This is a genomic window from Agromyces sp. NPDC058110 (assembly GCF_042884735.1).
Classification (GTDB): domain Bacteria; phylum Actinomycetota; class Actinomycetes; order Actinomycetales; family Microbacteriaceae; genus Agromyces.
In genome coordinates this window covers 135,835-157,010 of the sequence record NZ_JBHVTI010000004.1, presented here as the reverse complement: position 1 = coordinate 157,010, position 21,176 = coordinate 135,835, and the positions used below count along the sequence as shown (strand labels likewise).

The 21,176-nt window shown below is 71.5% G+C and carries 18 protein-coding genes; 10 read left to right on the top strand and 8 right to left on the bottom strand.

Annotated features, from left to right (window positions below; all coding sequences use genetic code 11):
- Window positions 1–3: 3 nt before the first annotated feature.
- The gene (gene recR / locus ACFVS8_RS10945) at window positions 4–600 is read left to right on the top strand and encodes a recombination mediator RecR (RefSeq protein WP_387061585.1); all 597 of its coding nucleotides are present in this window, start codon (window positions 4–6) and stop codon (window positions 598–600) included.
- A gap of 522 nt (window positions 601–1,122) precedes the next feature.
- Entirely contained in the window at window positions 1,123–1,488 is a 366-nt protein-coding gene (locus ACFVS8_RS10940; RefSeq protein ID WP_387061582.1) for a nuclear transport factor 2 family protein, read from the top strand.
- A gap of 151 nt (window positions 1,489–1,639) precedes the next feature.
- On the opposite strand, the gene ACFVS8_RS10935 is transcribed toward ACFVS8_RS10940, so the two are convergent.
- Window positions 1,640–2,143, bottom strand: coding sequence for a hypothetical protein (locus tag ACFVS8_RS10935; RefSeq protein ID WP_387061579.1), 504 nt, complete (start codon window positions 2,141–2,143; stop codon window positions 1,640–1,642).
- A gap of 116 nt (window positions 2,144–2,259) precedes the next feature.
- On the opposite strand from ACFVS8_RS10935, the gene ACFVS8_RS10930 reads away from it, so the two are divergent.
- The 5 genes from ACFVS8_RS10930 (at window position 2,260) to ACFVS8_RS10910 (ending at window position 8,481) form a co-directional block, all read left to right on the top strand.
- The gene (locus tag ACFVS8_RS10930) at window positions 2,260–3,534 is read left to right on the top strand and encodes an aspartate kinase (RefSeq protein WP_387061576.1); all 1,275 of its coding nucleotides are present in this window, start codon (window positions 2,260–2,262) and stop codon (window positions 3,532–3,534) included.
- A 168-nt stretch (window positions 3,535–3,702) separates the two neighbouring features.
- Window positions 3,703–4,758, top strand: coding sequence for an aspartate-semialdehyde dehydrogenase (locus ACFVS8_RS10925; protein WP_387061573.1), 1,056 nt, complete (start codon window positions 3,703–3,705; stop codon window positions 4,756–4,758).
- Between the two features lie 55 nt (window positions 4,759–4,813).
- Window positions 4,814–5,569, top strand: coding sequence for an SGNH/GDSL hydrolase family protein (locus tag ACFVS8_RS10920; RefSeq protein ID WP_387061570.1), 756 nt, complete (start codon window positions 4,814–4,816; stop codon window positions 5,567–5,569).
- A 117-nt stretch (window positions 5,570–5,686) separates the two neighbouring features.
- The gene (locus ACFVS8_RS10915; protein WP_387061566.1) at window positions 5,687–7,327 is read left to right on the top strand and encodes a sensor histidine kinase; all 1,641 of its coding nucleotides are present in this window, start codon (window positions 5,687–5,689) and stop codon (window positions 7,325–7,327) included.
- Window positions 7,324–8,481, top strand: coding sequence for a GGDEF domain-containing protein (locus ACFVS8_RS10910; RefSeq protein WP_387061563.1), 1,158 nt, complete (start codon window positions 7,324–7,326; stop codon window positions 8,479–8,481). Before ACFVS8_RS10915 ends, ACFVS8_RS10910 begins: the two co-directional genes overlap by 4 nt.
- A 6-nt stretch (window positions 8,482–8,487) precedes the next feature.
- On the opposite strand, the gene ACFVS8_RS10905 is transcribed toward ACFVS8_RS10910, so the two are convergent.
- Window positions 8,488–9,117 carry a hypothetical protein gene (locus ACFVS8_RS10905; protein ID WP_387061560.1) on the bottom strand — a complete coding sequence of 210 codons (630 nt, stop codon included), beginning with the start codon at window positions 9,115–9,117 and terminating at the stop codon, window positions 8,488–8,490.
- Window positions 9,118–9,278: 161 nt separating this feature from the next.
- Between ACFVS8_RS10905 and ACFVS8_RS10900 the strand changes: the two genes are divergently transcribed.
- Window positions 9,279–10,775 carry a glycosyltransferase family 2 protein gene (locus tag ACFVS8_RS10900; protein WP_387061557.1) on the top strand — a complete coding sequence of 499 codons (1,497 nt, stop codon included), beginning with the start codon at window positions 9,279–9,281 and terminating at the stop codon, window positions 10,773–10,775.
- A gap of 84 nt (window positions 10,776–10,859) precedes the next feature.
- Here ACFVS8_RS10900 and ACFVS8_RS10895 read toward each other — a convergent pair whose 3' ends face one another.
- From ACFVS8_RS10895 to ACFVS8_RS10870, 6 genes are all read right to left on the bottom strand, one after another.
- Window positions 10,860–11,753, bottom strand: a complete 894-nt coding sequence (locus tag ACFVS8_RS10895) for a response regulator (RefSeq protein ID WP_387061554.1) — start codon at window positions 11,751–11,753, stop codon at window positions 10,860–10,862.
- A 26-nt stretch (window positions 11,754–11,779) separates the two neighbouring features.
- On the bottom strand, window positions 11,780–12,997 hold the full coding sequence (locus ACFVS8_RS10890; RefSeq protein WP_387061552.1) for a glycoside hydrolase family 6 protein: 1,218 nt from the start codon (window positions 12,995–12,997) through the stop codon (window positions 11,780–11,782).
- Window positions 12,998–13,069: 72 nt separating this feature from the next.
- Complete coding sequence (locus ACFVS8_RS10885; protein WP_387061548.1) at window positions 13,070–13,453, bottom strand: RidA family protein; 384 nt, start codon at window positions 13,451–13,453, stop codon at window positions 13,070–13,072.
- Between the two features lie 99 nt (window positions 13,454–13,552).
- Complete coding sequence (locus ACFVS8_RS10880; protein WP_387061545.1) at window positions 13,553–14,284, bottom strand: IclR family transcriptional regulator; 732 nt, start codon at window positions 14,282–14,284, stop codon at window positions 13,553–13,555.
- A gap of 1 nt (window position 14,285) precedes the next feature.
- Window positions 14,286–16,010 carry an amidohydrolase family protein gene (locus ACFVS8_RS10875; protein WP_387061542.1) on the bottom strand — a complete coding sequence of 575 codons (1,725 nt, stop codon included), beginning with the start codon at window positions 16,008–16,010 and terminating at the stop codon, window positions 14,286–14,288.
- Entirely contained in the window at window positions 16,010–17,374 is a 1,365-nt protein-coding gene (locus ACFVS8_RS10870; protein WP_387061539.1) for a hypothetical protein, read from the bottom strand. The genes ACFVS8_RS10875 and ACFVS8_RS10870 overlap by 1 nt, the downstream gene beginning before the upstream one ends.
- A 90-nt stretch (window positions 17,375–17,464) precedes the next feature.
- Here ACFVS8_RS10870 and ACFVS8_RS10865 point away from each other — a divergent pair, with 90 nt between their 5' ends.
- A complete protein-coding gene (locus ACFVS8_RS10865; protein WP_387061536.1) occupies window positions 17,465–19,108 on the top strand; it encodes a PfkB family carbohydrate kinase in 1,644 nt (547 codons plus the stop codon).
- A gap of 350 nt (window positions 19,109–19,458) precedes the next feature.
- Window positions 19,459–21,138 (top strand): ABC transporter substrate-binding protein, encoded by a 1,680-nt coding sequence (locus ACFVS8_RS10860; RefSeq protein WP_387061533.1) that lies wholly within the window; start codon window positions 19,459–19,461, stop codon window positions 21,136–21,138.
- The last annotated feature ends 38 nt before the right edge of the window (window positions 21,139–21,176 follow it).

Here is a 21,176-nt window from a genome sequence, read left to right as displayed (position 1 = left end):
CGCGTGTACGAGGGCATCGTCCAAGAACTCATCGACGAACTCGGTCGCCTGCCGGGCATCGGGCCGAAGTCGGCGCAGCGCATCGCGTTCCACATCGTGCAGACCGAGCAGTTCGACGTGAGCCGGCTCGCCGAGATCCTCACCGAGGTGCGCACCAAGGTGCGTTTCTGCGAGATCTGCGGCAACGTCTCCGAGCAGCAGACCTGTGCGATCTGCCGCGACCCGCGCCGTGATCCGACGCTCATCTGCGTCGTCGAAGAGGCCAAGGACGTCGTCGCGATCGAGCGCACGCGTGAGTTCCGCGGCCTGTACCACGTGCTGGGCGGCGCGATCAGCCCGATCGACGGCATCGGCCCCGACGAGCTGCGCATCCGCCAGCTCATGCAGCGCCTTGCCGACGGCACGGTCGTCGAGGTCATCATCGCGACCGATCCCAACCTCGAGGGCGAGGCGACGGCGACCTACCTCAGCCGCCTGCTCACCACGCTCGGCATCAAGATCACGCGGCTGGCCTCGGGCCTCCCCGTCGGCGGCGACCTCGAGTACGCCGACGAGGTCACCCTCGGGCGTGCGTTCGAGGGGCGGCGCGTCGTCGGCTGACCTCGACACCCGTCGGCGGTCTCGAGTACGCCGACGAGGTCACCTCGGCGGGCGTTCGAGGGGCGGGCGGCGCGTCGTGGGCCGACCTCGCCAACCCCGCCACCCGTCCGCCCGCCCGGCCCTACCCGGCTCGGCCTCGGCCGCTCGGTCATTCGGTGAATCCGGCCGCGTGGCGCGCCCGACGTCGTCCCCGGGGGCGATGTCGCGCGAACGGTCGTCATGCGCCCCGGGTGAGCGCGATTCGCGCGACATCACGGTTCCGGGGCGGCGCCGGGTCGATCCGGCGCCCCGACAGCCGGGCAGCTCGCCGCCGCGCTCGGGGACTCGCGATGTCGCGCGAACGGTCGTCATGCGCCTCGGGTGAGCGCGATTCGCGCGACATGACGGTGGAGGAGCCGAGCGGCCGACCTGCAGGGCGCCGGCCCGCAGAGCGGGTGGCCGATCGCGCGAACGTGCGTGCCGAGGCATCCGTTCGTTCCGCCGAGTCTTGACGCGCGGCCCGCCGCAGACTGGACTGGAGGCATGGCGGCGAGTCGAGGTGCCGAGTGGGTCGCGAGCTACGTCGCGGCCTGGGAGTCGAACGACCCCGCGGCGATCGGCGCGCTCTTCACCGACGACGCCGTCTACCTCACGAGCCCCGACTCCAAGCCGCGCGTCGGGCGCGACGAGATCGTCGCCGGCTGGCTCGAGGACTTCGACGAACCCGGCACGTGGGCCTTCGACTGGAAGGTGCTGCACGAGCACGACGGGTTCGTGGTCGTGCAGGGGCGCACGGTGTACCCGGCCCGGAAGAACGACTACCTGAACCTCTGGATCATCCGGCTCGCCCCCGACGGACGAGCGAGCGAGTACACCGAGTGGTACATGGCCAGGGGGCACCGCGACTGAGCCGCGGACGACGGCCGCACCCCGCCGAGGCGCGACCAACCTGCGACCGAGCAACCTGCGACCGAGGCCCGACCGAGCCGCGACCGAGCAACCTGCGACCGAGGCCCGACCGAGGCGCGACCGAGCTCCGAGCGGCCGCCCGCGGCATCCGTCAGCGCAGCACCTCGATGAGCACGATCCACGAGTAGAGGATCGCCGCGGCGATCGCGAGGATCGTCGCGACCGCGAACAGCCAGAGGCCCGTCGCGGCGGCGCCGAGCACGAGCGCGACGGCGCCGACGGCGTACGCCAAGAGCGGGACGACGCCCACGATCGACTTCGCGACCTGCTGGGTCGCCGTGCCGTGGTGCTCGCTCGAGTCGTGGCGGATCGCCCGGATCGAGTGCACCTGGAAGCCGCCGACGAGCAGCGTGAGCACGAGCACGATCACCCCGTAGGCAACGGGAGTCAGGCCGGGGGCGAGCGCGAACCCGGTGACCGCGATCGCGAGCACGAGCGTCGCGATCGCGACGGCCGCACGCGCGGGGAGGGTGGCCGACTGGAGGATCGTGCCGATGTTCACCGACATCGCGACGATGAGCAGGCCGGCCAGCGCGGCGGTCGCTCCGACCATCGCGACGTTGAACTCCGACCACTGGTCGAGCGCCTCGCCCATGCCCGAACGCTAGCACCGTCACATTGCCGGAGGGGCATGCGCCCCGCACGTATGATGGGGATTCCGGCGCCCCGCGGTGCACAACCCGGCGCTCTCCCAACCCCCTTGGAGTCCACGTGAGCTTGATCGTGCAGAAGTTCGGCGGGTCCTCCGTCGCCGACGCGGAGAGCATCAAGCGGGTCGCCAAGCGCATCGTCGAGACCCGCAAGGCGGGCAACGACGTCGTCGTCGCGGTCTCCGCGATGGGCGACACGACCGACGAACTCATGGACCTCGCGAACGAGGTCACGCCGATCCAGGCCCCGCGCGAGCTCGACATGCTGCTCTCGGCAGGCGAGCGCATCTCCATGGCACTGCTCGCCATGGCCATCAAGAGCATGGGGCACGACGCACGCAGCTTCACCGGCAGCCAGGCCGGCATGATCACCGACGCCACGCACGGCGCAGCCCGAATCGTCGACGTCACGCCCGTGCGCCTGCGCGAAGCGCTCGACGAGGGCTCGATCGTCATCGTCGCCGGCTTCCAGGGGTTCAGCCGCGAGTCGCGCGACATCACCACGCTCGGCCGCGGCGGCAGCGACACGACCGCGGTCGCGCTCGCGGCGGCGCTCGACGCCGACGTCTGCGAGATCTACACCGACGTCGACGGCGTGTTCACCTCCGACCCCCGCATGGTCAAGAAGGCGCACAAGCTCGACCGGATCACGAGCGAGGAGATGCTCGAGCTCGCATCATCCGGCGCCAAGGTCCTGCACATCCGTGCCGTGGAGTACGCGCGCCGTCACGGCGTCACGCTGCACGTGCGTTCGTCGTTCAACAACAACGAGGGGACCATCGTCTACGACCCCTCGCGTCTTCCCGAAGGAGCTGCTGTGGAAGAGTCCGTCATCGCCGGAGTCGCGGTCGACCTGTCCGACGCCAAGATCACGGTCGTCGGCGTGCCCGACAAGCCGGGCGTCGCCGCCAAGATCTTCAAGATCGTCGCGAACACCAATGCGAACGTCGACGTCATCGTGCAGAACGTGTCTGCGGCCACCACCGGCCGCACCGACATCTCGTTCACGCTGCCCAAGACCGACGGCGAGAAGGCGCTCACCGCGCTCGCCGCCGCGAAGGACTCGATCGGCTTCGAGTCGCTGCAGTACGACGACCAGATCGGCAAGCTCTCGCTCGTGGGCAACGCCATGCGCAACGCGTCGGGCGTCTCGGCGAAGCTCTTCGAGGCGCTGTTCGAGGCCGGCATCAACATCGAGATGATCTCGACGAGCGAGATCCGCATCACGGTCGTCACGCGCGCCGACAGCGTCGCCGACGCGGCACGCGCGGTGCACACGGCCTTCGACCTCGACTCCGACGTCGACGCCGTGGTGCACGGCGGCACCGGCCGCTGAATCGCCCGCCCGCGGCATCCGTCGACTGCCGCATTTCGGGGCGAAGCTGCCAGAACGGGACGAATGCCCGCATTCGGAACTGAACCGGTCGCGGAGTCCTGCACACTGGAATGACGATCGTCCGGGTCGCGGTGATGCCGCGCACCCGCAGAGATAGGGAAATCACGCATGGCACAGGGAGTGAACATCGGCGTCGTCGGCGCCACCGGTCAGGTCGGCGCGGTCGTGCGCCGGCTGCTCGAGGAGCGCGACTTCCCGGTCGCCTCGATCCGCTACTTCGCCTCGGCGCGGTCGGCCGGCTCGACGCTGCCGTGGAAGGGCGAGGAGATCGTCATCGAAGACGCCTCGACGGCAGACCCGACGGGCCTCGACATCGCGATCTTCTCCGCCGGGGCCACGCTCTCGAAGGCGCAGGCTCCCCGCTTCGCCGCGGCCGGCGTCACGGTGGTCGACAACTCGAGCGGTTGGCGCATGGACCCCGAGGTGCCGCTGGTCGTGAGCGAGGTCAACCCGCACGCGATCGACGAGGCGGTCAAGGGCATCATCGCGAATCCGAACTGCACCACCATGGCGGCCATGCCCGTGCTCAAGGTGCTGCACGACGAGGCCGGCCTCGAGCGTCTCATGGTGTCGACGTACCAGGCCGTGTCGGGCGCGGGGCTCGCCGGCGGCGAGGAACTGCTCGCCCAGGCGAAGGCCGCGGTCGCGCAGGACGCGATCGACCTCGTGCACGACGGCCGTGCCGTCGAGTTCCCCGAGGCCGAGAAGTTCCCGCGCACGATCGCGTTCGACGTGATCCCGCTCGCGGGCTCGATCGTCGACGACGGCGATCTCGAGACCGACGAGGAGAAGAAGCTCCGCAACGAGAGCCGCAAGATCCTCGAGCTGCCGGGCCTGCGCGTCGCCGGCACCTGCGTGCGCGTGCCGGTGTTCACGGGCCACTCGCTCTCGATCCACGCGGAGTTCGCCAACCCCATCACGCCCGACCGCGCCACCGAGCTGCTCTCGGCCGCGCCCGGCGTCGCACTCAGCGACGTTCCCACCCCGCTGCAGGCCGCGGGAACCGACCCCAGCTACGTCGGCCGCATCCGCCAGGACCAGTCGGCCGACGACGGCAAGGGCCTCGTGCTCTTCATCTCGAACGACAACCTGCGCAAGGGCGCCGCGCTGAACGCCGTGCAGATCGCGGAGCTCGTCGCGGCGAAGCTGCCCGCGCGGGTCTGACCCAGGCGGCGCGACGCACGTCCATCCGAACGCCCGTCGGTTCCGAAGCACTCGCATGAGCGGGCTTCGGGGCAGGCGGGCGTTCGGCGTCGCGCGGCGCTTCGCCCGGGCGTGGGCGTGGGCGTGGGCGTGGGCGCGGGCAGTCGCGGCCGTCGTCGGCGCCGTCGGGCTCGGCGTGCTGCTCACGGCATGCGTCGGCGCACCGGCATCCGAAGCCCCGGATGCCTCGCTGCCGGCCGATGCCCCGGTCGTCGCGTTCTACGGCGACTCGTACACGCGCGGCACCGGGGCGAGCTCGCCCGAGCGGCGGTGGTCGAGCATCATCGCCGCCGATCGGGGTTGGCGGGAGTTCAACCCGTCGGTCGACGGCCTCGGCTTCGTCAACAACCGCGGGCTCGGAGCCGCGCCCTCCGACCTCGTCGAGGCGATCGTCGCGCACGACCCGGCGCCCGACCTCGTGATCGTGACCATGGGCCTGAACGACAACTTCTCGATGCCCGACCGGGCGGCCGACATCCGCGCGGCCATCGACGCGGATCTCTCGAGGCTCGCCGCAGAGCTGCCCGATGCCCGCCTGATCGTGGTCGAGCCGTTCTGGTACACCGATGAGCGTCCGGAGTCGGTCGAGCAGATCATCGGCTGGGTGCACGAGGGCGCCGACCGCGTCGGGGCGGACTGGATCGCGGGCGCCTCGCGCTGGATCGAGGGGCACCCCGAGTGGATGGCGGGCGACGGCCTGCACCCGAACGACGAGGGGTACGCCGAGATGGCCCGGCGCATGGACGCGGAGTTGCGCGACCTCGGCCTCTGAGGCCCGGTGCTGATCGGGTGTGGAGCGGCGATGGCCGCTCGCGCAGTCTCGACGACCGGGTGCGGACCGGCCGGACGCCATCCGCGGACGTTCCGATCCCGCGAGTAGGCTCGCTGCATGCGGGCATCGGGGGAGCCTCAGCGGGGGAGCGCCACCCTCGACCGTTCCGTGATCCTCTCGCAACTGCTGTTCGGTGCGGCGTTGGTCGTGGTGGTCTTCACCCTCCAGGCGTTCGCGCCGGGTTCCATCGCGCAGCCCCTCGTGCTGGCGGGCATCGTCCTGGCGTTCGTGGTCACCGGGGTCACCGTCGTCACGCCCTGGCATCGGCTTCCGCGCGAGTTCGTGATGATCGTGCCGATCCTCGACATCCTCGCGATCGGCTTCATGCGCATCGGCGACCCTGCTGCGGGCGTCGGCCTGCTCTGGATCTTCCCGACCATCTGGCTCTCCAGCTACTTCGGGGTCCGCGGGGCGATCATCGCGGTCGGATCGGCCTCAGCGCTCGTGTGGACGTCGGAGCTCCTCGCGGGGCGGCCGCTCGCGATCGCCGGCGTGCCGAGCATCGTGCTGCTGCCGATCGCGCTCCTCTTCGTCGCGACGAGCGCGGTGCTGTCGAACCGCCGTACCGCGGCGCAGCGCGTGCTGCTGCGTTCGCAGGCGACCCAGCTCGAGCGGGCGCTCAGGCGAGCGAGCCGGCAGGAGGCCCTCCTGGCCGAGGTGCTGAACGCCGTCGACTTCGGCGTCGTGCGCCTCGACCGCGATGGACGAGGCGCGATCATGAACGCGTCCTACGCGAGGCTCTACGGGGTGGAGATCGGCCGCCCCGACGACGCGCGTCACGGCACGGCGTTCGCAGAAGACCGTTCGACCGCGCTCGAGGAACGCGAACTCCCGTTCAACCGCGCGGCGGCAGGTGAGGAGTTCGACGACGTCATCACGTGGATCCCCACGGAACGGCACGAGCTGGCGGCCGTGGCCGCGACGGCACGCCGCCTGTTCGACGTCGACAACGAGCCCGACGGCAGCGTGCTCGTCGTGCGCGACGTGACGGCCGAACTCCGTGCCATCCGCGCGCGGGACGATCTCGTCGCCTCGGTCTCGCACGAGCTGCGCACTCCGATGACCTCGGTGCTCGGCTACATCGAGCTGTCGCTCGACGACCCCGGACTGCCCGCCTCGGTGCGCCGCAACCTCGACATCATGGAGCGCAACGGCGAGCGGATGCTCGAGCTCATCGCGAGCATCCTCCAGAGCGCCCGACAGGCCGATGCGCCCCCGCTCCTGCAATTCGAGGACGCCGATCTCGGGGCGATCGTGCGCGACTCGGTCGAGTCGCTCCGCCCTCGATCGGACGAGCGGAGCATCACCGTCGCCATCACCACCGCCGACCGCGTCATCACGCGCGCCGACCCGTTCCGCATCCGGCAGGTCGTCGACAACCTGCTCTCGAACGCCATCAAGTACAACGACGAGGGCGGCGAGGTGTCGATCGGCGTCACCGCAGACGAGGGCACCGCCTGGATCGTCGTGCGGGACTCGGGCATCGGCATCGCGGAAGCGGAGTTGCCGAAGATCTTCGATCGGTTCTTCCGTTCCGAGTCCGTGCGCAAGGGCAGCGTGCACGGCAGCGGCCTCGGCCTCGGCATCGCACGGGACTTCGTCGAGCGGCACGGCGGCCGGCTGACCATCGAGAGCGAGATCGGCGTCGGCACGACCGTCATCGTCACGTTGCCCGTCTCGAGTCAGGGGGATCCGTGATCATCGATCCGTACACCATGCAGCTCGCGGTCTTCACCGTCACCATCGTGGCCGGCGTGATGTTCATCCTCGACACGGTGCTTCGCCGGTCGGATGCCGCAGGGCGGCTGTGGGCCGTCGTGTTCATGTCTGGCATCCTCGCGTCGTTCGCGTACGCGATCTGGTTCGTGAATCCCGAGGCGTGGTGGGCCGTCGCGGTCGGCAACGCCGCAGTCGTGCTGAGTCCGGCCCTGCTGTGGTGCGGTGCGCGGGCGTACAACGGGCGACCGACGCTCGCATGGGTCGCGCTCGTCGCGGGAACCGCGGCCGCCGTCGCGGTGCTCGCCGAGGGCCCCGACGGAGGCGATTGGGCCGGAGCGCTCACGATGTTCGTGCTCATCGCGGTCTTCGCCGGGCTCGGCACGTGGGAGACGCTGCGCGCCCCGATGCGGGCGCATTGGTCGGCTCGCGGGCTGACCGTGATCTTCGTGATCGTCACGGTGTTCTACGCCACGAGGGCGGTGATCTTCACGATGTTCGGTGCCGACGACCCGTGGTTCCGCAGTGCGTTCGGCACGCAGGCCGCAGGATTCGTGCTCATCTCGCTCGTCATCGTCGCCGCCGTGAGCCTGGTCGTGCTGCAGGGCGAACGCGGCTCGCCCGCCTCCGGGCGAGCCGGAGGCCACGCGCCGGCGTACGGGATCGATTCGGTGCTGAACGGCGACTCGTTCCGCGAGATCGTCGGCGACTGGTTGGAGCGCGCGAACTACCACGACGAGCAGCTCGTGTTCATGCGGATCGAGGTCGACGAACTGGACGCGCTGAACACGGCGTTCGGTCGGTCGGTCGGCAACCAACTGCTGGCGGAGTTCGCCGAGGTGGTTCGGCGCCATGGCTCGCCGCACTCCGACATCGGGCACGACGGGCCGGGAACGCTCGTGCTGGTGGCGCCGTACGCCCGCATCGGCCTGGCCGCCGACGACGCCGAGGCCGTGCAGGACGGTCTTCGGGACCATCGCATCGAGGCTGCCCAGGGGTTGCGGCTGTCGGCGAGCATCGGCATCGCGGGCACCGATCGCTTCGGCTACGACTTCGAACGACTGATGGCGGCTGCGCGGGATGCCGCGCACTCCGCTCGGGCGAAGGGCGGCGGCGAGGTCGTGGTCGCGGACTGATCCGCGTCAGCCGGGCGGCGCGATCGCGATCGACAGCGTGTCGACGGCGGTCTGCTTCGCGTAGTCGGTCGAGGTGGGCGTGGACTGCAGCAGGAGCTCGAACTTCATCGTCAGTTCGAGACTCGTGGCCGCACCGTCGACGGGCGGAACGATGAACGTCTGGCTGTAGCTGTAGGGGTCGAGCACGAGATAGCCGGGTGCGACGCTCGCCTGGTCGACGATGGGGTCGGGCGCGGGCAGGGCTTCGCCGTCGCCACCGCCGACGACCGGCGTGGCCGTGACCTTCGCGAGGTAGATCTTCTGACCGTCGGCCGGCGTGACGGTTCCGTGCACCGAGAAGCTCAACGGCTTGTTGGCTGCGGCCGTCCACAGGTCCATGGAGAGCGTCGACCAGTAGTCGATCGTCAGGGTGATCGCGCCGACCTCGATGGTGCGGGTCAGGGCGCCCGCTGCGAGGTCGTTCTGCACGGGAGCGGCAGTGCTCGTCGCCGACGGCGTCGGCGACGGCGACGGCGACGCGGTCCCGCCCGTCAGCCACGGCGGTGCCGAGCAGCCGGCGAGCCCGAACGCCGCCGCTGCGATCACGCCGACCGCCGCGAGGCGGGTGACGGACTGGTGAATGGGATGCTCGCGCACGCGATGCCTTCCGGTCCGGCGACGTCTGGCCCCCCAAACGCCGGAATCTTGAGCAGATCTTGAGCCGACGCTATCGCATCCCAGCGCGGAACCCGAGGTCGCCCCGCCAGACTCGGAACGAGGTGCGGGGACGCTGCACCAGATCGAGAAGGAGTTCCATGATGACCGGTGTCGTCGCCAGCCCCACCACCCCCGGGGCCGTCCAGCGAGACGGCTCGGGCATCGCGGAGTCGTACGTCCGGCCGCTTCCCGCTCCCGAACTCGAAGCGTACGTCGACGACTTCGCCGCGCTGGTGGACACGCTCCCGTCCGCGCGATCGACGATCGGCTGCATCGTCCCCGCCTACAACGAGGAGGCGTCGATCGGCGCCGTCCTCGAGTCGCTCCTCGCCCAGACGCGACTGCCCGACGTGGTGCACGTCGTCGTGAACAACACGACCGACCGAACCGTCGAGGTCGCGGCCGCCTACGCCGGGGCGCACACGCGCGTCGACGAGGACGGCGTCGAGCAGCTCACCGAGATCTTCGTGCACGACATCGGCAAGAACCCCGACAAGAAGGTCGGCGCCCTGAACTACGGCTACACCCTCGTCGAGGGCCTCGACTTCCTGCTCGGCGTCGACGGCGACACGGTGGCCGACGACCGCGCCGTCGAGTTCCTCGAGGCCGAGATCGCCTCCGACAGCCGCATCGGCGGCATCTCGGCGATCTACTCGATCGACGACCGCGAGATGACGGGCGTCGTCGCGCCGTTCCTCATCGCCGGCCAGCGCGCGCAGTTCGCCGCGTTCAACATGCAGAACATGCTGCGGGGCCGCAACATGGCGGTGCTCGGCGGCCAGTACTCGATCTTCGCCACGCACGCGCTGCGCGACGCCATGAAGGCGAACCACCAGACCACCCCGTGGGTCAAGGACAGCGAGGTCGAGGACTCGCTCCTCTCGCTCCAGATCAAGAGCGCCGGGTACCTCACCAAGATCAGCGCCCGCGCTCGCGCCGACGTCGGCGGCATGACGACGCTCCGGGCGCTCGACGCCCAGCAGGTGAAATGGAACTACGGCGCCATCGAGCTCATGTGGCCCGGTCAGCGCGGCGACACGAAGGGTCAGCCGTTCCACCCGAACCTGCGCCTGCGCTGGTGGGAGAACGCGTCGATGGCGATCAACGCGCTGAGCCGCATCCTCTTCCTCGTGCTGCTCGCGGGGTCGCTCTCGATCGGCGCGTTCGTGTTCAGCCCCGTGTGGCTGATCCCGCCCGTCGTCGCGATCCTGCTGAACCTCCGCATCGCGCTGTCGATGGAGAACCGTTCGGTGCGCGACATCCTGTTCGCCGCCCTGCTGGTGCCGGCCGAGGTCTACATGTGGGTGCGCATCGGGCACTTCGCCCGTGCCTGGACGAAGTTCGCCAGCAAGAAGCAGGTCGACAACTGGGCCGCCCAGGCCAAGGCCGAGCGCGGCTCGGGGCACGCGTACCTCGCACCGCTGCTCATCGCGCTCGCCGCGGTGATCGCCATGGTCGCGATCTGGACCCAGCTCAGCCCCGTCGTGCAGTCGTCGATCCTCTGGGTCGGCTGGCCGGTGCTCGGCATCATCACGGTGCTGCAGACGCTCAGCATGTTCGGCAAGCTGGTGCGCCGCCACCACGGCTACAAGGTCTGATGACGGATGCCGCGGGCGTGACGCGCGCGGCGGAACGACGGATGCCCCGCCTCGGACGCCGAGGCGGGGCATCCGTCGTCGCGTTCAGGCGCCGTCGTCGGCGGTGAGCCGGTATCCCACTCCGCGGACCGTCTCGATCCAGCGCGGCTGGCTCGCGTTCTCGCCGAGCTTGCGCCGCAGGTTGGCGAGGTGCACCTCGACCGCACGCTTGTCGGCGTCGCTCACGTAGTACGACGTGACGTAGCTCTCGCCGCGGAGCGCGAGGGCCAGGTCGGCCTTGCTGCGCACCCGGCGACGCGACGAGATGATGAGGCTGAGCAGGTCGAACTCGCTGCGAGTGAGGTCGACCTCCTCGCCGTCGACCACGACCAGGCGCATGTCGGGCTCGAGCCGCAGGCCCCGGTGCTCGATCCACCCCTCGTCGCCCGCGGCGGTCGCCGGCACGACGATCGGGCTGACGGGCGGCGACGGGTCGGGGGTCGCCGTCGGCGCGACCGACTCGGCCGGCGGCGAGCTCGCGGTCGCGGCGGTCTGTCCGTCCGGTGGTGCGGCTCCATCCGGGGCCGTCGCGGGTCGCTCGCCGTCGTCGCCCCCCGAGGTCGCGAGTCGTGGACGGCGCAGCATGGCATCGACGCGTGCGCGGAGCTCGCGCGGACGGAACGGCTTCGCGATGTAGTCGTCGGCCCCGGACTCCAGGCCCATGAGGGTGTCGATCTCGTCGGTGCGGGCCGTGAGCATGATCAGGTAGGTGTCGCTGAACGCCCGGATGCGCTTGGCCGCCTCGAAGCCGTCGATGCCGGGCATGCTGACGTCGAGGGTCGTGAGCGTGGGCCGGTACCGGCGCACCTTCTCGACCCCCTCGAGTCCGTTTCCGGCGCTGTGCGTCTCGAACCCGCCCTGCTCGAGCACCTCCTCGAGGAGGCGCCGGATGTCCGCATCATCCTCGATGATCACCGCGACGCGGTCATGTGCCGTCATGTGTTCCCCCCGGTTCCTCGTGATCCTCAGCGCCCATCGGCGTTCGCCACCAGCTCGACCGCCTGTTCCGGCCACCAGGTGCCCGCGGTCGGCCCGCCGTTGCAGGTCCCGTCGCTCTCGCCCGGCGGCTTCACCCAGAGCACCGCGTCGACGACCTGGTCGTCGAGTGCGTGCGGCCCCTCGCCGAGCGCGAGACCCGGCGCGTTGCACCACTCGCCGTCCGGCGGCGGCCCCGCGCCGTTCCGCGAGGTGTCGATGATCGCGTGCGCGCCGCCCCCGAGCGCATCGGAGATCCGTGCGGCGTACGCGGCCTCGTCGTCGGTCGCCTGCGCGTTGGACACGTTGGTGGCGAAGCCGCGAGCCCCGTCGACCCCTGCGGCCGTGAGCAGTTCGGCCATGCGCTCGTCGGGCAGCCAGGCGGAATGGCCTCCGTCGAGGTAGACCTCGGCCCCAGTGTCGGAGAAGCGCGCCAGGGCGGTGCGCACGAGCGCGGTGCGCGCCTCGGGGTCGGGGCACTCGTCGGCGAGCGCGAGGGAGTCGGGCTCGAGCACGACGATGCTCGTGCGATCGCCCAGCCCAGCCGCGATCTCGTCGACCCAGTCGAGGTACGCCGCGCGCGGCAGCCCGCCCGACGAGAACCCGCCGCAGTCGCGGTCGGTGATGCCGTAGACGACGAGGACGGGGAGAGCGTCCGCCCCCTGCGCCCGGGCCATGAGGTCGGCGACCGCAGCGGTCGCGGTTCCGGGCAGGACCTGCTCGGGTGTCAACCAGATCGCCGCGGGGGACTGCGCGATCAGCGCGGCCGCTTCGCGCTCCTCGTCGGTGCCGGATGTCGCGGCCGCACGGGCGGCGCTCGAATCGGGGTCGACGAAGAGGGTGCGATCCCGGAAGGGATTGCCCGCTGGCTGCTGCGACACGATGACGAGGGTCGTCGCGAAGGCGGCGACGCCGAGCAGCAGCACTGCCGCGGCAGCGATGAGGGCGATGGGCAGCGCTCGGCCCGATCGACGCGGTGCCTGCGGCCCGGCGGCCCACGCGACGGCGGCACCGGGAGCGCCTCCGTTGACGGGAGGCGGGCCGGTCTGGTCGGCCGAGGCCGCCTCGAGCGACGCCGTCCCGGTCGGTTCCGCCTCGGCGGGTTCAGTCTCGGCGGGCGACACGTCGGGGCCGCGGAGCACGTAGCGTGCGTCGTCGCGGTCGTGGCGCATGGCGGACTCGTCGCCGCGCGCGGCTTCGTTCGGCACGTCGCCCCCTCCCCAGCGGCCGGTGTCGGGCCAGTCTACGAGGGAAGGGGCGGCGTGCGCCCGAACGCGGGGTCAGTCCTGCGGGATCGCCGCGACGACGTCGATCTCGACGAGGATGTTCGCGAGGCGCGAGCCGACCGTGGTGCGCACCGGGTAGGGCTCGGTGAAGAACTCGGCGTAGGCGACGTTGTACTCGGCGAAGTCGGCGAGGTCCTCGAGGTGGGCGGTGACCTTCACGACGTCGTCGAACGTGAGGCCGTACTCGGCGAGCACGGCGCCGATGTTGCGCAGCACCTGACGGGTCTGCTCGGCGGCGCCGCCCTCGACGACGAGGCCGGTGGCCGGGTCCTGCGGGCCGAAGCCCGCGGTGTACAAGAACCCGTTCGCAACCACGCCGTGGCTGTAGGGGCCGGCCGGCTTGGGGGCGTTCGAGAGAGTGACGGCGGTCTTGGGCATTGGGTCCTCCAGGGTGTTCCAGTTTCGGTGAGGTGGTCGGTGGATGGTGTTGGTGGATGGTGGGCGGGTGCCGCGGCGCGCCCGGGGGCATCCGCGGTGTCAGGCGATCTCGGCCGCGATGGCGTCAGCCGCCTCGCGCAGGGCGGGCAGGTGGCGCTTCAGCTGGTCGAGGTCGGCGACCATGCGCACGGCGGTCACCGAGATGGCGCCGACGACGCCGAGGGGGCTCTCGATGGGCACCGCGAGGCAGTTCACGTAGGGTTCGAATTCGCGGTCGTCGGTGGCCCAACCGCGGGCGCGCACGCGCACGAGCTCGTCGTCGAGGCGCTCGCGCGTCGTGATGGTGAGGTCGGTGTAGCGCTCCCAGGTGACGCCGTCGAGCACGGCGTCGCGGCGGGGCACGTCGAGGTTCGCGAGGATCGCCTTGCCGACGGCCGAGCAGTACGGGATCACGGCCTTGCCGATGCGCGAGTACATGCGCACGCCCGACTCGTCCTCGGCCTTGTCGACGTAGACGATCGACCGCTCCATGAGCGCCGCGAGGTGCACGGTGTTGCCGGTGCGGCGCTGCAGCCTGCGCACGTGCTCGGCGCCGACGTCGCGCAGGTCGAGCGACTCGAGCGCCTCCCGCGAGAGGGCGGCGAGGCGCGTGCCGAGCGTGTAGCGGCCGTTGCCGCGTCGACGCACCCAGCCGACCTCCTCGAGCGCCTGCAGCTCGCGGAACATGGTCGAACGGTGCAGGCCGAACGCCTCGGCGAGCTCGACGACCGTGCGCGGGTCGGCCGCGATCGCGTCGATGATGCGCGCGGCGCGCGTGACGGACTGGGACATGTCAGCCCTCGCTCTCTGCTGCGGCGCTCCGGTGCGCACGGCCGCTCCGGTGCGCAGGGCCGCTCCGGTGCGCAGAGCCGCTCCGGTGTGCGGGGCCGCTCCGGATGCGGCCCTCGTCGGACCGACGGATGCCGCGGCCCGGCGTCGCCCCGGTGAGTCGCCCGCCGGCGAGCACGGGAACGCCGGCGACGAACACGTCGTCGATGCCCTCGGCCAGGGCGAGCGGCTCGTCGTAGGTGGCCCGGTCGGCGACCCGGTCGGGATCCACGAGCACCAGGTCGGCCATGGCCCCCGGGCGCACGCGGCCGCGGTCGCCGAGCCCGAAGCGGTCGACCGCCCGCGTCGAGACGAGCGCCGCGGCATCCGACCATCCGATCGCCCGCTGCGCGACGACGAGCGAGCGCAGGTACCTCGCGAACGAGCCGCGCGCCCTGGGGTGCGGGTGCGCCCCGACGAAGATGCCGTCGGAGCCTCCCATGGCGCGCGGGTGCCCGAGGATCGACGCGAGGTCGGCGTCGGTGCGTGCGTAGCGCACGGCCATGACCACGTTGACCTCGAGCCGCGAGGCCGCGAGCACGTCGAGCGTGAACTCGGCCGGGGTCGTGCCCGCCCGAGCGGCCGCCGCGCCGATCGTCAGGCCGTGCGCCCACGCGAACGCGGGCGCAGCGACGTGCGCGAGCGTGAGCTGCTCGGGCCAGTCGGGGCCGAGGCTCGGGTAGTCGACGATCGTCGGGAACCAGTCGTCGAGCAGGCGCGCCCGCTCGACCGGGTCGGCGATGGCGGCGACGACCTCGGCGGTCGGCCGCACCGTGAGCGAAGCCGGGAGCACGGGCATCGCGAGGATCGAGCAGCCGCGCGTGTACGGGTACGCGTCGAACGTGGCGTCGACGCCGGATGCCGCGAGTTCCGCCATGAGCCCGTGCACGAGGTGCGGCTCGGCGTGGAAGTGCGACACGTGCGCGGCGACACCGGAGTGCCTGGCGATCGCCCGGATCTCGTCGATGCCCGCCTGCGAGCCGGACTCGTAGCCCCCGCGCATGTGCGACACGTAGACGGCGCCCGCCGCTGCGACGGGTACGGCGAGGCGAGCAAGTTCGTCGGTCGTGGCGAATGCGCCCGGCACGTAGTCGAGCCCGGTCGACAGTCCCACGGCGCCGTCGGCGAGACCTGCCGAGACCAGGGAGAGCATCTCGTCGAGCTCGGCGGGGGTCGCGGCGTCGGTGGACCGGCCGCACACCTCGCGGCGCACGGTGCCGGCCGGCACGAGCAGGGCCTGGTTCAGGGCCGTCGCACCGTCGTACGAGGCGAGGAGCGATCCGATGCCGCCGCCGTCGAACCCCGGATGCCGACCGTTGACGGCCGCGAAGTACTCGCTCGCGTATGCGCCGTCGCCCGGTGCGTACGAGACGCCGTCCTGGCCGCCGATGACGGTCGTGACGCCCTGACGCAGGAGCGCGAGCTGCACGTCGGGGTCGAAGAGCAGGCCGTCGGCGTGGGCGTGGGCGTCGACGAAACCGGGCAGCAGCAGGCGCCCGCGGCCGTCGACGACGTGGTCGGACGGCGCGGCGGTCGCGCTGCCTGCGGCCGCGACGCGCGCGATGCGCCCGTGCTCGACGACGATGTCGACCGGCGCGGCGAGCTCGGCTCCGGGCCCGGCATCGCCGTCGACGGCGACGACGTCGCGCACGATGAGCACCGTCGCGGGTTCCCGCTCGGGGGCGGGCATCAGAAGAACGTCCGCACGAGGTCGACGACCACGTCGCTGCCCGCGCGCTCGACGACGGGCAGCCAGCGCCGCTTGTCGAACGCGGTGCACGGGTGCGAGAGCCCGAGCGCGACGACGTCGCCGATCGCGACGGGAAGGTGCGCGCCCTCGTCGTCGGCGCGCAGGTACGCGTGCTGGTCGTTGAGGGCGGTGACGGATGCCGCGGGCAGCGCGCGTGCGCCGTCGCCGCCGGACTCCGCACCATCCGACAGGTGCGCGGCGCCCAGCGCCGCGGCCCGGAGGGTCGGCGCGACGCCGAGCGGCACGGGCAGGCCCTCGTCGTACGGGAGGTCGCGCTTGCCGCCGTCGAGCAGCGCGAGGCCGGGCTCGGGGTGCGAGACGACGCGGGCGTAGCCGCGCATGGCCGGCTCGAGCAGGTCGTCGAGCGGCGAGATGCCGCGGTAGAACCCGTGGTCGTGCAGCAGGGAGGCGCCCGACCGCAGGATCCACCTGGTGCGACGGCCCGCCGCGGCATCCGCCTCGATCGCGGGGGCGAAGGCCTCGGCGACGAGGTCGAGGTAGGCGCTGCCGCCCGCGCTCACGATGACGTCGGAGGCGCTCGCGTCGAGCGTCAGGAGGCCCTGGTCGACCAGCACGTCGCGGAGTGCGACGAGGTCGGCGAGGTAGCCGCGCACGGCCGCCAGCGCGGCGGGCGAACGGTCGTGCCCGAGGCTGCCCTCGTAGCCGGTGACGCCCGCGAGGCGCAGCACGGGGGAGTCGGCGACGCGGCGCGCGAGCCCGACGGCCGCGTCGATCGAGCGGGCGCCCGTGCGGCCGCCGGGCGCGCCGAGCTCGACGAGCACGTCGATGCGGCGGGGGAGCGCGGCATCCGTGCCTTCGAATGCCTCGGCGAGGCCGCGCTCCATGGCCTCGACCGTGTCGACCGAGTCGACCCAGCAGCGGAACGAGAAGTCGGGGTCGGCCAGCTCGCCGGCGATGAACGCGAGCGCGGGCGGGGCGACGAGGGCGTTGGCGAGCATGATGCTCGACACGTCGAAGGCCCGGGCGGTGCGCACCTGCCCGGGGGTCGCGAGCGTGAGCCCCGTCGCGCCCCGATCGAGCTGCAGGTGCCAGAGCGCGGGCGACATCGTGGTCTTGCCGTGCGGCATGAGCTCCATGCCGTGCGACTCGGCCCACGTCTGGATCGTCGCGGCGTTGGCCCGCATGGCCTCGGCGTCGAGCACCGTGAGCGGGGTCCAGAACTCGCCGAGCCGCGGTCGGGTCGCGAGGAACTCGCGCACCGTCAGGCCCGCGGCCCGAGCGGGCAGGCCCGTGTCGGCCGGGCCGAGCACCTCGTCGCCGAGATCGTCGATCCGTCGTGGCATCCGCTGCTCCTCATCGTCGGTGGATTCGGCGGCTGTTGCATATGCTGCAACCGGCTTGCACCGAATCTGCACACCAGTCAGCATAAGGGCATGAGCCCGAGCCCCGAAGTCCTGACCGTCGGCGAGACGATGGTGCTCGTCACGCCCTCGATCGCCGAGCCCCTCGAATCGGCACGGGGCTTCCACCTCGACCCGGGCGGCGCCGAGTCGAACGTCGCGGCCCACCTCGCCGCGCTCGGCACGCCGGTCGCCTGGGCGAGCGCCGTCGGCGACGATGCGCTCGGCCGCCGACTGGTCGGCCAGATCGCCGCACTCGGCGTCGACACGACGCTCGTCGAGCGCGACGGCACGGCGCAGACGGGCCTCTACGTCAAGGACCCCGGCAACGGCGTGCGCTACTACCGGGCGGGGTCGGCGGCGTCGCGACTCGGACCGGCCTTCGCCGACCGGCTGCCGATCGCCGACGCGCGCCTCGTGCACGTCTCCGGCATCACGCCGGCCCTCTCGCGCGACTGCGATGCCCTCATCGATGCGATCTTCGACGTTGCCGCCGCGGCAGGGGTTCCGGTGAGCTTCGACGTGAACCACCGGCCGTCGCTCTGGTCGTCGACGGATGCCGCGGCGCGCCGCCTGCTCGCGCTCGCCGCCCGCGCCGACATCGTGTTCGTGGGGCTCGACGAGGCGCAGACGCTCTGGGGCACGGCCACGCCCGAGGCCGTCCGCGCGCTGTTGCCCGCGGTCCGGGAGCTCGTCGTGAAGGACGGCGCGGTCGGAGCGACCTCGTTCGAGCGTGCGGCGGGCGAGGGCGGAGCGGGCCCTTCCGACGCGGTCGTGCACGTGCCGGCCCTCGTCGTCGACGCCGTCGAACTCGTGGGGGCGGGCGACGCATTCGCCGCCGGACACCTGCACGCGATGCTCGCCGGTCGACCCGCGGCCGAACGCCTCCGCGCCGGGCACGAGCGCGCCGTGCTGACCATCGCCGACACCGCCGACTTCCCGAGGACCGACATGACCCGGATTCCCGCCACGCCCGCATCCGTCGCCGAGGCCGTGTTCGTCGCCGAGGCCGCACCCGGCCCGGGCGCCGCTCCCGCGGGTGCCGGCCGCGCGGACGCCGCCGTCGTCGACGGCCTCGTCTCGAACGCCGTCTTCGACGAGATCTTCGCCGGCCGACCGCTCATGGCGCTGTTCCGCGGCTTGGGGGTCGATCGCAGCCTCGAGCTCGCGCGCACGGCGTGGGACCTCGGCATCGACCTGGTCGAGCTCCCGATCCAGTCGGAGGCGGATGTCGCGGCGCTCGGCGCGGTGGCCGAGGCCGGACGTGCCGAGGGGCGCCTCGTCGGCGCGGGCACCGTGCTGACGACGCGACACGTGGAGCTCGCCGCGGCGGCCGGCGCCGCGTTCACCGTGAGCCCCGGATTCGACGCCGACGTCGTGCGAGCCTCGACCGCCGCGGGGCTCCCGTCACTGCCGGGCGTCGCGACGGCGACCGAGGTGCAGGCCGCGCTCGCGCTCGGGCTCACCTGGATGAAGGCGTTCCCGGCGTCACTGCTCGGAGTGCCGTGGTTCCGGGCGATGGCGGGCCCCTTCCCGCAGGCGCGATTCGTCGGCACCGGAGGCATCGACGCGTCGAACGCCCGTGCCTTCCTCGATGCGGGCGTGCGGACCGTCGCGGTCGGCTCGGCGCTCGAGGACCCGGCGCAGTTGCCGGCGCTCGCCGCGCTGGTCGACTGAGCCGCGTTCGGCGGGCCGTGGGCCCGCTGAGCCGCGCTGCCGCGCCGCCGCCGCCGATCGCCGATCCGCCAGCCCCGGAATTCCCCGCTGAAGGGGAGTTCCGGGGCTCCTTCGCGTCTGCCGGGCGGTGCCGACGAGGCGGCTCGAACGGTGCCTGCGCTGGTCTCGAACGGGTCGTGCGAATGCCGACCCCGCGGCATCCGATCTAAAACTACAAAGAGTCTTTCCAGTTAAGTTCTTTTCTGTTAGGTTTCCTTCCAGTCACGCCGAACGGTTCCTGCAACACAGCGGCGTCACGCATCACCCCTGCACCTTCACCGCAACGAAGCACCGAAAGGAACGACGCACCGATGATTCGAACCAAGCGCTCCGCAGCCCTCGCCCTGGCGGCCGGCGCGGCAGCCGTCGCACTCGCCCTCACGGGGTGCGCCCCGTCGTCCGACGACGGAGGCTCCTCCGACACCCAGGCCGCCCTGCGCGTCTGGGCCGGCAGCCAGACGCCCATCACGGCGAACTTCAACCCGTTCGCGCCGACCGTGCTGCACGCGGCGCTCGGGCCCGTCTACGAGACGCTCTTCTTCTACAACAAGACCGCCGACGAAGCCCCCACCCCGCTCATCGGCGACTCGTTCGAGTTCAACGAAGACGGCACCGTGCTCACCGTCAAGCTGAAGGACGGCGTGAAGTGGAGCGACGGCGAGCCGTTCACCGCCGACGACGTCGTCTTCACCTTCGACTACGAGGCCAACGGCTACGCCGACAAGGGCCTCGTCAGTGCCGAGGCCACCGACGACACCACCGTCGTGCTCACCTTCGACAGCCCCCAGTTCACGCGCGAGTTCGCGATCCTCGGCTCGACCTGGATCCTGCCCGAGCACATCTGGAGCGAGGTCGACGACTTCGCCACGTTCACCGACGAGAACCCCGTGGGCACCGGCCCGTACGTCGTCGACTCGGTCACCGAGGCGTCGTACACGATCGTCGCGAACGAGAACTACCGCGAAGAGGGCAAGCCCGCCGTCAAGAAGGTGCAGTACATCGGCCTCGATGCGAACCAGTCCGCCCAAGACCTGCTGAGCGCCGGCGAGCTCGACTGGACCGGCATGTTCATCCCGAACCCCGACGACGTGACCTCGAACGGCATCATCTCGACGATCAACACGCCGCAGGACCCGACCGTCCTCTACACCTGCGCGAACGCCGACCTCGGCTGCGTCGGCGAGCAGACGGATGTCGCGGTGCGCCAGGCGCTGAACGTCGCGATCGACCGCTCCACGATCAAGGAGAAGGCGTTCGTCGGCCTCACGGGCGACATCTCGCCGACCTTCGCACTGCTCCCTCGTGACGAGAAGTGGCTCGCCGACCCGGCGAACGCGGTCAGCCCGCAGTCGCCCGACGTCGCCGAGGCAGGCAAGATCCTCGAGGCCGCCGGCTACACCAAGGGCGCCGACGGGTTCTACGGCAAGGGCGGCACGCCCATCGAGCTCGACCTCATCTCGGTCGACGGCTGGACCGACTACAACGACGCCGCGAAGCTCATCGCCGAAGAGGCGGCCGAGGCCGGCATCAAGGTCAACGCCTCGACCGTGCAGTGGCAGGAGTTCTCCGACGCCCGCCAGACCGGCCAGTTCGAGCTGATCATGGGCGGCGTCGTCGGCACCTCCGTCGCCGACCCGTACCAGATCTACAACGACTGGTTCTCGGGCGCCTCGACGGTCAAGGTCGGCGAGCAGCTCGCACCGGGCACGTGGAACTTCAGCCGATACTCCAACCCGGTCGTCGACCAGGCCGTCGCCGCGGCTGCGGCCACGAACGACGAGGCCGCGAAGAAGGACGCGTACGCCACGATCCAGACCGAGATCGTGCGTGACCTGCCCTACATCCCGCTCGTCATCAACGCCACGCAGACCTTCACCAACTCGAAGGACTACACCGGCTGGCCGACCGAGGACGACCTGTACGCCTTCCCGCCCGCCTGGGGCGCTTCGGCTGCCGGCGTCATCCTCGCGAACCTGACGCCCGCGAAGTAACCCGAGTCGGAACCCAGGATCGAGTTCGAAGCAGAGCA

Excerpts from the sequence above, each read along its gene's own strand:
- ACFVS8_RS10940 (WP_387061582.1), top strand. The coding sequence starts at position 1,123 with ATGGCGGCGAGTCGAGGTGCCGAGTGGGTCGCGAGCTACGTCGCGGCC.
- ACFVS8_RS10935 (WP_387061579.1), bottom strand. The coding sequence starts at position 2,143 with ATGGGCGAGGCGCTCGACCAGTGGTCGGAGTTCAACGTCGCGATGGTC.
- ACFVS8_RS10925 (WP_387061573.1), top strand. The coding sequence starts at position 3,703 with ATGGCACAGGGAGTGAACATCGGCGTCGTCGGCGCCACCGGTCAGGTC.
- ACFVS8_RS10920 (WP_387061570.1), top strand. The coding sequence starts at position 4,814 with ATGAGCGGGCTTCGGGGCAGGCGGGCGTTCGGCGTCGCGCGGCGCTTC.
- ACFVS8_RS10915 (WP_387061566.1), top strand. The coding sequence starts at position 5,687 with ATGCGGGCATCGGGGGAGCCTCAGCGGGGGAGCGCCACCCTCGACCGT.
- ACFVS8_RS10900 (WP_387061557.1), top strand. The coding sequence starts at position 9,279 with ATGACCGGTGTCGTCGCCAGCCCCACCACCCCCGGGGCCGTCCAGCGA.
- ACFVS8_RS10895 (WP_387061554.1), bottom strand. The coding sequence starts at position 11,753 with ATGACGGCACATGACCGCGTCGCGGTGATCATCGAGGATGATGCGGAC.
- ACFVS8_RS10885 (WP_387061548.1), bottom strand. The coding sequence starts at position 13,453 with ATGCCCAAGACCGCCGTCACTCTCTCGAACGCCCCCAAGCCGGCCGGC.
- ACFVS8_RS10880 (WP_387061545.1), bottom strand. The coding sequence starts at position 14,284 with ATGTCCCAGTCCGTCACGCGCGCCGCGCGCATCATCGACGCGATCGCG.
- ACFVS8_RS10875 (WP_387061542.1), bottom strand. The coding sequence starts at position 16,010 with ATGCCCGCCCCCGAGCGGGAACCCGCGACGGTGCTCATCGTGCGCGAC.
- ACFVS8_RS10870 (WP_387061539.1), bottom strand. The coding sequence starts at position 17,374 with ATGCCACGACGGATCGACGATCTCGGCGACGAGGTGCTCGGCCCGGCC.
- ACFVS8_RS10865 (WP_387061536.1), top strand. The coding sequence starts at position 17,465 with ATGAGCCCGAGCCCCGAAGTCCTGACCGTCGGCGAGACGATGGTGCTC.
- ACFVS8_RS10860 (WP_387061533.1), top strand. The coding sequence starts at position 19,459 with ATGATTCGAACCAAGCGCTCCGCAGCCCTCGCCCTGGCGGCCGGCGCG.